The sequence below is a fragment of the Mesorhizobium sp. CA14 genome, assembly GCF_020165195.1.
Classification (GTDB): domain Bacteria; phylum Pseudomonadota; class Alphaproteobacteria; order Rhizobiales; family Rhizobiaceae; genus Mesorhizobium.
Genome location: NZ_JAIUHR010000024.1, coordinates 1 through 12,291, shown reverse-complemented (window position 1 = coordinate 12,291; position 12,291 = coordinate 1). Strand labels below are relative to the sequence as shown.

Sequence of the window (12,291 nt, the reverse complement as noted above, 5' to 3'; positions counted from 1 at the left end):
AGGAGAGCACGCCATGCGCAAGCTTATCGTGACGGCAGCAACCGCCGCCCTTCTCGCCTCCGGCGGCGCCGCGTTCGCAGCGGTCAAGCACACCACCGGCACCGTCAAGAGCTTTGACGGAACGGCCATGAGCCTTGTTCTGGAGGATGGATCCACATTCAAGCTGTCCAAAGCCTTCAAGGATCCCGGCATTCAAGCCGGCGAGAAAGTCCGCGTGTCCTGGGACATGAGCGGCAAGAACAAGATCGCCGAGGCCGTCAAGATCATGAAGTAACGGCCTTGCTCTGAAGGTCCAGTTCTCAGGCGGCAGGGAAAGGCGGGGCATAGCGCTCCGCCTTTCCTTTCCAATCCGAGACAGGGGCTTTCGATGCAACCGAACCGTTGCACAGGTGTTATGATATTCCGGCAGAGCAACCGGAAGAGGCGCGTCGCTCCCTGCCGGACTGCCAAGACAAGACATCAGGGGCGGCCGGCCAAGGTCGAACCACCCCGCGCTAGGAAAGGAAGAGGGTCATGAAGGAATTCCAATGCGGATCGCTGGTTCCCGGCTGTGACTGGCACACGCGTGCCGAGGAGGAGGCGGAGGTCATGCGCCGCGCCGTCGAGCATATGCGCGAGACGCATGGCGAGACCATCATCCGCGAGACGATGATCGAGGCGATCCGCTCGCGCATCCAGAAGGTTCGCGACGCCGCCTGAGCGGCCAAATTCCAGAATTCGACCAGATGGGCCGACACGCAAGAGCGGAACGCCGCTTACGGCTGCGCCCAACTCTCTGCCGGCGATCTCCCGGGTCGCCGGCAGAAGCATTTTCCCTATAATTCAAGCAAATTCTTATATTCGTAACGGCTCGGATAACCTTGCAGTAACGATGCGCGTGCGATTTTCCGACCCATGATCCGGCCAGAGGGGCTGCCCAAGCGGCCTTCGCCATCAAGGCGCCGCCCGGAACGGTGAGGCGAGGTGGTTCGCGCATGCGCGAGCGGTCCAACATCGGAGTCGGTCTCTGCGCGGCGCTCCTGTCGAGCGCCTTACTCTTTGTGTCCGCGGCAATGGCCCAGGAATGGACGACCTCGCTCGTCGATATTCATCAGGGTTCTCCACTCAGCGATCGCGCCAGGAGCCTCGGCAACGGCGGCTATGAGTTGCAGGGCGGAAGCTGGGTATCGCTCACCCATTGGTACCATGCGAGCTGGGTCGATATGCATGCCGACTTTCTTACCCAGATCACACCCGATACCGGCATTCTTTGGGGATTTGGCACAGGCGAGCAAGCCGAGAAATATCGTATCGAGCCCAGCCTGAAGCTTGGCTTTCTGACCCAGATCCATCCCAATTCGAACAGCACGCTGTCGCTTTCGGTCACCTCGACCATCGGCGGCGGCCTCACTGAAAAGCCTTGCGAAGCCGACTATGGCGACCTGGGCACCTACAGCGTCAATTGCCGGCTCGCGGCGGGCGAGACGGCGCCGGAGGAAACCTTGAAATATCTGGTCAGCGCCAAGCCGGAGACCATGCATCTCTGGTTGAATTACCATCTCACATTCTGATTGCGGGAGCCGCAAATGAACATCATCTCGTGCCCAAATTCGCGCCCGTCCCGGTTCTCGTTGGACTGGAGAATAACCCTGAAGTTGGGCGTTGCAGCCGCTTTAGCCATCCTTTGGGCGCCGATTGCCTCGGCGCAGGAGGTTCTCAGCGCGGACGAGATGGCCGCGCTCTGCCATGGCGGCGGCTCCATCTGCGTGAGCGCAAAGATTCCGGTCGCGCGCACGACGCAAACGGTACAGAACTGGATGAGCCCCGACGTCGGCGCCGCATGGGCCGCCGGCTACAAGGGCAAGGGCGTCACCATCACAATGGTCGACGACTTCAGCAGCACGTCGCGTTTTTCCGGCAATTTCGGGATCGGCGTGCAAACCCAGCGGCACGGCGAATGGACGCGCGAGGAGGCAAGCATGATTGCTCCAGCCGCGACCATTCGCTCCAAGGATTTCTCGACGGGCACGGCCGTTTCGCTGGCACGCGGCCTCAACGTGCTTAACCTGAGCTACGGCATGTACACAACAGCAGGCTACAGCACCAACCAGATCTGGTGGGCTCCAGAGGAGTCCTCGATCATCTCCTACGCCACCAACGGTTCGGCCGTCGTCTCGAAGGCGGCCGGCAATGACTCTGTCGCTGTCGGCGGGGTCACCGGTGGCCAGCAGGACTATCTCGACCTTGCCCTGATCGGCAAACCGACGGCGATCTTCGTCGGCGCGCTGTCGACGAACGGCACCACAGCCAACAAGGCCCAGCTCGCCTGGTATTCCGACTATGCCGGCTCCAACACGGCTGTGCAGAGCCACTTCCTGGTGGTCGGCGTCGAGGGCGACAAGACCGGTCTCTACGGAACGTCTTTCGCGGCGCCGATCATCTCCGGCTATGCTGCGATCATCGGCAGCAAGTTCACCAAGGCGACGCCGGTGCAGATCACCAACGACCTGCTCAACACGGCCCGCACCGACACGCTGGCCAATTACGACCCATCCATCTACGGCAAGGGCGAAGCAAGTCTCTCACGCGCTCTCGCTCCGGTGGCCATACATTGACACGCACTGGCCGTTCCGGCTAGCCCGTCTAAGTCTCCAGCGCTTGCGCGGCGCGCTCCATCAGCACGCCGCGTTCCAGGGTGAAGCCCGACTCGACCCATTCCTTCTCGAGGTTCTTCAGCGTGGCGCCGAGCTTCGGCCCCGGCGAGGCGCCAAGCGCGGTCAGGTCCGCGCCTTTGATCGGAAACACCGGCTTTTGCCATTTCAGCGTGAAATTGAGCAGGCGTGAAAAACCGCCAGCCTCCATCATCGCCTGATTGTCCTCGACGGCACGCGTCCGCGCCGCGGCAAGCGCCAGCCGGATGCGGTCGACATAACCATTGCGATCGCCGTGATAGAGTTTCTTGGCCAGTTCGGTCTCGGTCACCTTCGCATCCGGCGCAATGGTCAGCGCCCAATGCCGCAGGCGGTCGGCCTCGTCGTTCGACAACCGCAGCCGCTCGCCAAGCGTCTTCATGCGCACGGCATCGGGCGGGACGATCGCCTCCAGCCTCAGCACAGGATCGGCGGCCCAGCCGAGATCTTTTCCAGCCTTGACCAGGCCATGGATGGCGTCAATGCCCCATTTCTCGCTCTCCGGCAGCACGGCGGTGAGCACGCCGGCCTGGCGCATCCACAACAGCGCGCGCGAGGGATCGGGAGCCGACAGCAGCTTCTTCAGTTCGGACCAGACCCGTTCGGCCGAAAGCCGCGCAAGCCCGTCCTTCAGCCTTGCGCAGGCCTTCAGCCCATCCGCGTCCGGCCGCCCGTCGCCATACCAGGCAAAGAAACGGAAAAAGCGCAGGATGCGCAGATAATCCTCGCGGATGCGCGCTTCCGCGTCGCCGATGAAACGTAGCCGCCGCGCCTCGATATCGGCGACGCCGCCGACGAGGTCGACGATCATGCCATCGGCTTCGGCATAGAGCGCGTTGATGGTGAAGTCGCGCCGTTCGGCGTCCGCTTTCCAGTCCCGCCCGAAGATCACTTTTGCCCGCCGGCCGTCGGTCTCGACATCCGCCCTGAGCGTCGTCACCTCATAAGGCTTGCCGCCGGCGATCACCGTGACCGTGCCATGCTCGATGCCTGTTGGCACCGTCTTGAAGCCGGCCGCCTCGGCGCGCCGGATCGTTTCCTCGGGCACGGTGGTCGCGGCGATATCGATGTCGGCGACCGGCTGACCGATCAGCGCATTGCGCACCGCGCCGCCGGCGACACGCGCTTCCTCGCCGCCCTGCTTCAGCGCCGCAAGCAGCTTCTGCAGATGCTTGTCGGCCAGCCAATCGGCCCTGCCCGAAAGTGACGCCTCAGCGCTCAACCGTAAAGCCTTTCATAGAGCGTGCGGATGATGCCGGCGGTGACGCCCCAGATGCGCTGGCCGCCGTAGGGCATCTCGTAGAAGAACCATTCGAGCTCGTTCCACATGCGGCTGTCGCGCGCGTGGTTGGTCGGGTCCATAAGGAAGCTCAAGGGCACCTCGAAGGCGGCATCGACCTCGTCGGCATTGAGCGTCAGCGAAAAGCCGGGCCGCACGATGGCAAGCACCGGCACGATACGGTATCCGCTGCCCGCGACGTAGTCCGGCATGCGGCCGATGATCTCGACATGGCCACGATCGAGGCCGATCTCTTCGAAAGTCTCGCGCAAAGCGGTGGCCTCGGGGCTTGGATCGGTCGTATCGATGGTGCCCCCCGGAAAAGCCACCTGGCCGGAATGGCTGCGCAGCTTCTCGGCGCGTTTGGTGAGCAGCACCATGGCGCCCTCGGCACGGTCGATCACCGGGATCAGCACCGCCGCGTCGCGCAACGGCTTGATGTGCTTGAGCCTGGGATGGCCGGGATTGAAGCGATGGTCGCCGAAATCGTCGCCAGGGCCGATCGCGGCCTGCGCGGCGACGCGCGCCCGAAAGTCCGCGATCGAAAACGGCGCCGGCGTCACCTGGTCCATCACGCGCTCAGCCGTTTCAGCTTCTCGGCCGGCATGATGGGATAAACCTCGCCGCCCGAGCGGACGGCGAACATCGCCCTGCCGTCGATGTCGATCTCTTCGCCATGCTCGACCAGTTCGTACATCACCGGCCGCGCCACCAGCGCTTCCAACCGTCCGCGCACCAGCACATAGGGCTTCAACCCACCGGTTTCGTCCTCGTCGACGAAGCGCAGCGGATGACCGGGGCCGGCCGCAACGACGTCGCCGACATTGGTGCGGAAGGTGATGACCTGGTCGTCCCCGCTTCCGGACACGTTCATTTCGACGGCGATGAAGGGCGCGTCGACGACGCGGATCCCGACCCGCTCGACCGGCGTCACCAGATAGGTCTTGCCGTCGGCATCCTTGCGCAGCACGCTGGAAAAGAGCTGCACAAGCGGCATGCGTCCGATCGGCGTGCCGAGATAGAACCAAGTGCCGTCGGCCTTGATCTCCATGTCGAGATCGCCACAGAAATCCGGATTCCAGCGCTCGACCGGTGCCGGCCCCTTGCCGGCCCGCGCCGCGCGCGAGATCAGCGCCTCCAGGCCCCGCGCCTCGGTGGCCCCGGTCAGACTCTGGTTGCTCAGACTCTGGTTGCTCAGGCTCTGTTTGCTCAGGCTCTGCTCGTCCGGGCTTGGTTCACGATGTTCGCTGCGTTCGGCCATGGTCACGAAATAGTCACTGTTGTCCCGATTGTCAGCCTTGTCCGCCCGAGTCTGTGATTTAAGTTCAATTACAGGCGCCAGGTGAGGCCGAATCGCGGCATTCTGCGGCATTGAGAATGCAGGCCGGCATTTCCAACCACAAGGATCGAACGGCATGAGCGTGATGATCAAGGAGAGCCCGATCAGCGAAAAAGCGATGATCGAGGAAGCCGAAAAGGCGCTGGCCGACATCTCCAGGGTCCGCGACGCGGTCGGCCGGGTGATCTTTGGCCAGGAAGCCGTCGTCGAGCGCACGCTGGTGGCGCTGCTGGCGGGCGGCCATGCGCTGCTGGTCGGCGTGCCGGGCCTCGCCAAGACCAAGCTGGTCGAGACGTTGGGCATCGTGCTCGGCCTCGATTCGCGCCGCGTCCAGTTCACGCCCGACCTGATGCCGTCGGACATTCTCGGCTCCGAGGTGATGGAGCAGGACGAGTTCGGCAAGCGCTCCTTCCGCTTCATTTCCGGGCCGATCTTCACGCAATTGCTGATGGCAGACGAGATCAACCGCGCCTCGCCGCGCACGCAGTCGGCGCTGCTGCAGGCGATGCAGGAATATCACGTGACCATCGCCGGAGCCCGCCACGACCTGCCCTCGCCCTTCCATGTGCTGGCCACACAGAACCCGCTGGAGCAGGAAGGCACCTATCCCCTCCCCGAGGCCCAGCTCGACCGTTTCCTGATGCAGGTCGACATCCTCTATCCGGAGATCGAGGCGGAACGCCGCATCCTGCTCGAAACGACCGGGGTCGACGAGGCAAGGGCCGACAACATGCTGCAGCCGGCCAGGCTCAGGGAAATCCAGACGCTGATCCGCCGCATGCCGGTGCCGGAAAGCGTCGTCGAGGCGATCCTCAAGCTGGTGCGTTCGGCCCGGCCGGGCCAGGGCAATGCCGAGACCGACAAGCACGTCGCTTGGGGGCCGGGCCCCCGCGCCAGCCAGGCGCTGACCCTGTGCGCCCGCGCACGCGCCCTATATGATGGCAGGCTGGCGCCTTCGGTCGACGACGTTCGCGCCTTGGCCGAACCAGTGCTGCAGCATCGCATGGCGCTGACTTTCGCCGCCCGCGCCGAAGGCACTTCCGTGCGTGACGTGGTGGCGAAGCTGGCAAAAGGCATCTGATGGGTCGAATAGGCGAGGTCCAGTCACCGGTTGCCACGCGCGACGCGCTCGCCCGTGGCCGGTTGCGGGCTTCACTGGTGCCGGACCTGCTGGTCGAGGCGCGCCGTATCGTCAATACGGTGATCGCCGGCTGGCATGGCCGCCGCAAGCGCGGCATCGGCGAGAATTTCTGGCAGTTCCGGCCCTATGTCGAAGGGGATTCCTCGCGCATCGACTGGCGCCGCTCGGCGAGAGACGACCATACCTATGTGCGCGACCGCGAATGGGAAGCCGCGCACACGGTCTGGCTCTGGGCCGACCCCTCGTCTTCCATGCTCTACAAATCCGCCGCGGCAAGCGTTTCCAAGGAATCGCGCGCGCTGGTGCTGGCGCTCGCTTTGGCCGAGCTTTTGTCGCGCAGCGGCGAGCGCATCGCCTGGCCAGGCCTGACCGACCCGTTCACCGCCCGCAATGGCGCAGAGCGTATCGCCGCCCAGCTGAGCCATGCCGCCGCGCTTCCCGCCAAGCCGGATCTGTCTGCCATCCGCCGCTTCTGCGACATCGTGCTGGTCAGCGATTTCCTCGATCCGGTCGAGGAAACCATGGCCTGGCTCGACGTGCTCGCGCGCCATGGCGTGCGCGCGCATCTGATCGAGGTGGCCGATCCGGCGGAGGAAACCTTCCCCTATGCCGGCCGCACCGAGTTCACCGATCCCGAGACCGGCGACAAGCTGACCGCCGGCCGCGCCGAGATGCTGGCCGAGGAATATCGCCTGCTCTACAAGGCCCGCCGCGAGGAACTGGCCGCCTGGTGCAAGCGTCTCGGCTGGAGCTACACCGTCAACCACACCCACCGCCTCGCCTCCGAGGCGCTGGTGCGCGTCCACATGGCGATGACCGCTGACGGCACCAATTTCGGAAGGGCGGTCGCATGAGCTGGCTGCCGCTTTCCTTCGGGGCGCCCATGGTGCTGTGGGGCCTTCTGGCGCTGCCGGTGATCTGGTGGCTGCTGCGCCTCACCCCGCCCAGGCCGCAGACGGAGGTTTTCCCGCCGCTGAGAATCCTCGCCCGGGTCCTCAGGCGCGAAGAAACCCCGCAGCAAAGCCCGTGGTGGCTGACGCTGCTTCGCTTGCTGATGGCGGCGCTCATCGTGATGGCGCTGGCCGAGCCGGTCTTCAATCCGCGCGAAAAACTGCCTGCGGAAGGCGCCGCCCTGGCGCTTGTCATCGACAATGGCTGGGCGAGCGCCGCCGACTGGAACAAGCGCATCGCCACCGCCGAGCGGCTGATCGCCGACGCCGGCTCGAACGGCGTGCCGGTCGTGATCGCCTTCACCGCCGAGAAGCCCAATGCCGAGATCGGTCCTTTCGACGCCTCGGCCGCGCTCGATCACCTGCGTGCCGCTAAGCCGCGGCCGATTCCTACCGACAGGCCCGCCGTCTACGCCCGCGTCGCCGCCGCGTTGGAGCGCCTGCCGGGCGCCAGCGTCGCGGTGCTCGCCGATGGGCTTGCCGCCAAGGGCGACGAGGCCGCTTTCAAGACGCTGCTCGAAAAGAATGCGGCACGGCTGGTCTGGGCCACGTCCGACCGGCCCTCCGTGACCGGCCTGATCGGCGCCGACAACCAGGTCGATGGTTTCGCTTTGACCGCCATTCGCGCGCCGGGCAATCCGGCGCCGGCGCAGGTCACCGCTGGCGCCTTCGATGACAAGGGCCGCCGCATCGCCGATGCGACGCTGACCTTCGCGCCGGGCGAAGCCACCGCCACGGGAACAATGGCGGTCCCCTTCGAGCTGCGCAACGATTTCGCGTCGATCGCGCTGGACGGCGAGCGCCAGGCCGGCGCCGTGCGCGTGCTGGACGAGAGCTCCAAACGCCGCCGCGTCGGCCTTCTGTCGCAGGCCGAGGCCGACCAGGCGCAGCCGCTTCTGTCGCCGCTTTATTACATCCGCCGCGCCCTGCAGCCCTTTGCCGATCTGGTCGAGCCGTCGAGCGCCGATCTGGCCGACGCCATTCCGCAGCTTCTCGACCAGAAGCCGGCGATGATCATCATGGCCGATGTCGGCACCATCCCGGCGCAGGTCAAGCAGCGGCTGGTCGACTGGGTCGACAAGGGCGGCACGCTGGTGCGCTTTGCCGGTCCCCGCCTTGCCGCGGCCGGCAATGACGACGATCTTTTGCCGGTCAGGCTGCGCAGCGGCGAGCGCGCGCTGGGCGGCGCTCTGTCCTGGACGACGCCGCAGGCGGTGACCGAATTTCCGAAGAACGGTCCCTTCGCCGATCTTTCGCCGCCCTCCGAGGTGACGGTGAGCCGGCAGGTTCTGGCCGAGCCGACGCCCGACATCGTCGAGCGCACCTGGGCCACGCTCGCCGACGGCACGCCGCTGGTGACGGGCATGAAGAAGGACAAGGGCACGCTGGTGCTCTTCCATGTCACGCCCGAGGCGACCTGGTCGAACCTGCCGATCTCCGGCAGCTTCGTCGAAATGCTGAGACGCGTCGTGCAGCTGTCGCGCAACCAGGGCGCCGCGATCGCCAATGCCGAGGCCGCCGCCGCGTCGCTTGCGCCCTACCGCATGATCGGCGCCGACGGCATGTTGACGCCGCCCTCGCCGGATGCCCGGCCGCTGGTGCCCGGCGCCGGTCCGCTGCCGGTGACGCTGGAGAATCCGCCCGGCCTTTACGGCTCGGAGACGGGCGTCTTCGCGCATAATCTGCTCGACGCGTCGAGCACGTTCATGCCGCTGGTCCGTCCGCAGGTTTCGCTTCCGGTGACAGCTATCCCTTACGCCTTCGATGAATCGGAGAACCTGAAGGGGCCGCTGGTCGCCATTGCGCTCCTGTTGATGGTGCTCGACACTTTGGCCGTGTTCTGGATGGGCGGCTTGCTGGCGCGCCGGCCGCGCCGCGCGGGCACGGCGGCGGCGACCACCGCGGCCATTCTGGTCGTGCTGGGCGGCCTCTTCGGCCATGCCGATCTTGCCCGCGCCGACGATTCTAAGCCCGGCGACACCCAGGCGATCGAGGATATTTCGAAAACCCGTATCGCCTATGTCATCACCGGCGAGCCGGGCGTCGATTCGATCAGCCGCGCAGGCCTTGAGGGTCTCACCCGTTTCCTGGTCGAGAAGACCGCGCTTGAGCCCGGCCCGCCGGCCGGCGTCGACATCGCCAAGGACGAGCTGTCCTTCTTCCCGCTGATCTATTGGCCGATCGATGCGACGGCGCCCATGCCCAGCCAGGCGGCGATCGCCCGCATTGACGCCTATATGCAGCAGGGCGGCACGGTTCTGTTCGACACGCGCGACCAGTTTTCCAACGGCATCGGCGCCGGCTCGGCAAGCCCGGCGACCGAGCGGCTGCGCGACATTCTGGGTAATCTCAACGTGCCGCCGCTGGAGCCGGTGCCGTCGGACCACGTGCTGACCAAGTCCTTCTTCATCCTTCCGGAATTCCCCGGTCGCTTCAACGGCAGCCCGCTCTGGGTCGAGGCCTCGCTCGAGGCCAGCAACACCGAGAACCGCCCCGTGCGCACCGGCGACGGCGTCTCGCCGATCATGATCACCGCCAATGATTTCGCCGGCGCCTGGGCAACCGACGAGAACGGCGATCCGATGCTGCCGACCGTGCCGCCGGATCCGATGCAGCGCATCTACGCGCTTCGCGCGGGTGTCAACATCATGATGTATATGCTGACCGGCAACTACAAATCCGATCAGGTGCATGTGCCGGTGCTGCTCGAACGGCTGGGGCAGTAGGTCATGAACTGGTCCATCTCGTTCGAACCGCTTCTCTCCTGGCCGCTCTTCGGCCTGCTCTTCGTGCCGTTGCTCTTGCTGGCTCTGGTCGGCCTGTGGTTCCGCCAGCGCGGCTCGGCATTGCGCTTCATCGCGCTGCTCGCGCTCGCCGCTTCATTGCTCAATCCCGTTTTCCTCGCCGAGGAGCGCGAGGCGCTGAAGAGCGTCGTCGCCCTCGTCGTCGACCGCAGCCAGAGCCAAGACATCGGCGACCGCACCAAGCAGACCGACGAGGCTCTGGCCGGCCTGCAGCAGCGTCTTGCCCGCTTCAAGCAGTTCGATGTCCGTGTCGTCGAGGCCGGCAAGTCCGAAGCCGCCGACGAGCGCACCGAAACCAGGCTGTTCAGCGCGCTGGAAGGCGTCTTCCGCGACGTGCCGCCGTCGCGCATCGGCGGTGCCGTCATGATCACCGACGGCGAGGTGCATGATGCGCCTGCCGGCGCGCCGGAGTTCAACGCCCCGCTGCACGCGCTGATCACCGGTAACGAGCATGAGAAGGACCGCCGCATCCGCTTCGAGAACGCGCCGCGCTTCGGTCTCGTCGGCAAGCCGCTCGACATGACCTACCGCGTCATTTCGACGGAAGGCGACGGCGCACCTGTGGACGTGCGCGTCTCGGTCAATGGCGAGCAGGTCTCGGTCGAGCATGCGACCGTCGGTCAGCCGATGAAGCTCTCGGTCGCGATACCCAATGCCGGCCGCAACATCGTCCAGCTCGGCATCGACCGGGAGCCCGGCGAACTGACCGACGCCAACAACAGGGCGATTGCCTTGGTCGACGGCATCCGCGAGAACCTGCGCGTGCTCTTGGTCTCCGGCGAGCCGCATGCCGGCGAGCGCACCTGGCGCAACCTTTTGAAGTCGGACGCGTCGGTCGATCTCGTCCACTTCACCATCCTGCGCCCGCCGGAAAAGCAGGACGGCACGCCGATCAACGAATTGTCGCTGATCGCTTTCCCGACGCGCGAGCTGTTCGTCGAGAAGATCAAAGATTTCGACCTGATCATCTTCGACCGCTACCAGCACCGCGACGTGCTGCCGATCCTCTATTACGATTACATCTCCGAATATGTCGAAAAGGGCGGTGCGCTGCTGATTGCCGCCGGCCCCGAATATGCCGGCGAAAACTCCATTGCCCGCACGCCGCTCAACGCCGCGCTGCCGGCCATGCCGACCGGCGAAGTGGTGGACAAGGCCTTCTATCCGCGCCTGACCGATCTCGGCCAGCGCCACCCGGTGACGCGCGGGCTCGACGGTTCGGCAAGCGAGCCGCCGCATTGGAGCCGCTGGTTCCGCACCATCGGCGTCAAGAACCCGGAAGGCGAAGTGGTGATGAAGGGCGCCGACAACCGGCCCCTGCTCCTGCTCGACCGCAAGGGTGAAGGCCGTGTCGGCATGCTCCTGTCAGACCAGGGCTGGCTGTGGGCGCGCGGCTTCGAAGGCGGCGGTCCGCATGTCCAGCTCTACCGGCGCATCGCCCACTGGCTGATGAAGGAGCCTGAGCTTGAAGAGGAGCGGCTGACCGCCGACGGCCGCGGCATGATGCTGGAAATCCGCCGCCAGACGATGAGCGACGATCCGGGTCCCGCGCAGGTGATCACGCCGTCCGGCAAGACCGTGACGGTGAAGCTCGAGAAGGCCGAGCCCGGCATCTTCACCGGCAGCCTGCGGACCAGCGAGATCGGCCTTTACCAGATCGGCAATGGCGATCTCACCGCGCTTGCCCATGTCGGCCCGATCAACGCACCGGAATTCTCCGACGTGGTTTCGACCGAGAACAGGCTGAAGGCACCGGCCGAGGCGACCGGCGGCAGCGTGCGGCGGCTGGCGCCGTCGTCGACGCTCGCCAATCTCGCCGGCGGCGTGACCCTGCCGTCGATCGTGCCGGTCCGCTCCTCGGCGGCCGCTTCGGGCGACGATTGGATCGGCCTGCGCACGACCGACGACAGCACGCTCAAGGCCGTGTCGCGCGTGCCGCTGTTCGGCGGCTTCCTCGGCCTCGGCCTCCTGCTGCTCGCCATCGGCTCGATGTGGTATCGCGAAGGGCGGTGAGTTCTTACCTCCCCCTTGTGGGCCTGTTGCGCAGTTAGCGAGGACAGGCTCGCGGAGCGATTTGGTCGCGAGGTCTCGCTCCGTTTTGGCTTTGGG

At 65.7% G+C, this 12,291-nt stretch carries 11 protein-coding genes; 8 read left to right on the top strand and 3 right to left on the bottom strand.

The window, feature by feature from the left end:
• Positions 1–13 precede the first annotated feature (13 nt).
• The 4 genes from LB565_RS21895 (at position 14) to LB565_RS21880 (ending at position 2,594) form a co-directional block, all read left to right on the top strand.
• Positions 14–274 (top strand): DUF1344 domain-containing protein, encoded by a 261-nt coding sequence (locus LB565_RS21895; RefSeq protein ID WP_224516736.1) that lies wholly within the window; start codon positions 14–16, stop codon positions 272–274.
• 239 nt (positions 275–513) lie between these two features.
• Entirely contained in the window at positions 514–699 is a 186-nt protein-coding gene (locus LB565_RS21890) for a DUF1059 domain-containing protein (protein ID WP_040989704.1), read from the top strand.
• Between the two features lie 275 nt (positions 700–974).
• Positions 975–1,550: a hypothetical protein gene (locus tag LB565_RS21885; RefSeq protein ID WP_224587658.1), complete on the top strand. Its 576-nt coding sequence runs from the start codon at positions 975–977 to the stop codon at positions 1,548–1,550.
• An 84-nt stretch (positions 1,551–1,634) separates the two neighbouring features.
• On the top strand, positions 1,635–2,594 hold the full coding sequence (locus LB565_RS21880; RefSeq protein WP_224587656.1) for a S8 family serine peptidase: 960 nt from the start codon (positions 1,635–1,637) through the stop codon (positions 2,592–2,594).
• Positions 2,595–2,622: 28 nt separating this feature from the next.
• On the opposite strand, the gene LB565_RS21875 is transcribed toward LB565_RS21880, so the two are convergent.
• From LB565_RS21875 to LB565_RS21865, 3 genes are read right to left on the bottom strand one after another with little or no spacing between them, the layout of a single operon-like run.
• Complete coding sequence (locus tag LB565_RS21875) at positions 2,623–3,891, bottom strand: CCA tRNA nucleotidyltransferase (protein WP_224587654.1); 1,269 nt, start codon at positions 3,889–3,891, stop codon at positions 2,623–2,625.
• Entirely contained in the window at positions 3,888–4,520 is a 633-nt protein-coding gene (locus LB565_RS21870; RefSeq protein ID WP_224587652.1) for a CoA pyrophosphatase, read from the bottom strand. Before LB565_RS21870 ends, LB565_RS21875 begins: the two co-directional genes overlap by 4 nt.
• Positions 4,520–5,209, bottom strand: a complete 690-nt coding sequence (locus LB565_RS21865; protein WP_263488593.1) for a DUF1285 domain-containing protein — start codon at positions 5,207–5,209, stop codon at positions 4,520–4,522. Before LB565_RS21865 ends, LB565_RS21870 begins: the two co-directional genes overlap by 1 nt.
• Positions 5,210–5,363: 154 nt before the next feature.
• Between LB565_RS21865 and LB565_RS21860 the strand changes: the two genes are divergently transcribed.
• Genes LB565_RS21860 through LB565_RS21845 form a run of 4 tightly spaced genes read left to right on the top strand, consistent with a single transcriptional unit; the run spans position 5,364 to position 12,195 of the window.
• Positions 5,364–6,368 (top strand): AAA family ATPase, encoded by a 1,005-nt coding sequence (locus LB565_RS21860; protein WP_224587648.1) that lies wholly within the window; start codon positions 5,364–5,366, stop codon positions 6,366–6,368.
• The gene (locus LB565_RS21855) at positions 6,368–7,282 is read left to right on the top strand and encodes a DUF58 domain-containing protein (RefSeq protein ID WP_224587646.1); all 915 of its coding nucleotides are present in this window, start codon (positions 6,368–6,370) and stop codon (positions 7,280–7,282) included. The genes LB565_RS21860 and LB565_RS21855 overlap by 1 nt, the downstream gene beginning before the upstream one ends.
• Complete coding sequence (locus tag LB565_RS21850; RefSeq protein WP_224587644.1) at positions 7,279–10,104, top strand: DUF4159 domain-containing protein; 2,826 nt, start codon at positions 7,279–7,281, stop codon at positions 10,102–10,104. The genes LB565_RS21855 and LB565_RS21850 overlap by 4 nt, the downstream gene beginning before the upstream one ends.
• Before the next feature lie 3 nt (positions 10,105–10,107).
• On the top strand, positions 10,108–12,195 hold the full coding sequence (locus LB565_RS21845; protein WP_224587642.1) for a hypothetical protein: 2,088 nt from the start codon (positions 10,108–10,110) through the stop codon (positions 12,193–12,195).
• Positions 12,196–12,291 lie beyond the last annotated feature (96 nt).

Coding starts and splice junctions, on each gene's coding strand:
- LB565_RS21895 (WP_224516736.1), top strand. CDS start 14: ATGCGCAAGCTTATCGTGACGGCAGCAACCGCCGCCCTTCTCGCCTCC.
- LB565_RS21890 (WP_040989704.1), top strand. CDS start 514: ATGAAGGAATTCCAATGCGGATCGCTGGTTCCCGGCTGTGACTGGCAC.
- LB565_RS21885 (WP_224587658.1), top strand. CDS start 975: ATGCGCGAGCGGTCCAACATCGGAGTCGGTCTCTGCGCGGCGCTCCTG.
- LB565_RS21870 (WP_224587652.1), bottom strand. CDS start 4,520: ATGGACCAGGTGACGCCGGCGCCGTTTTCGATCGCGGACTTTCGGGCG.
- LB565_RS21865 (WP_263488593.1), bottom strand. CDS start 5,209: ATGGCCGAACGCAGCGAACATCGTGAACCAAGCCCGGACGAGCAGAGC.
- LB565_RS21860 (WP_224587648.1), top strand. CDS start 5,364: ATGAGCGTGATGATCAAGGAGAGCCCGATCAGCGAAAAAGCGATGATC.
- LB565_RS21855 (WP_224587646.1), top strand. CDS start 6,368: ATGGGTCGAATAGGCGAGGTCCAGTCACCGGTTGCCACGCGCGACGCG.
- LB565_RS21850 (WP_224587644.1), top strand. CDS start 7,279: ATGAGCTGGCTGCCGCTTTCCTTCGGGGCGCCCATGGTGCTGTGGGGC.
- LB565_RS21845 (WP_224587642.1), top strand. CDS start 10,108: ATGAACTGGTCCATCTCGTTCGAACCGCTTCTCTCCTGGCCGCTCTTC.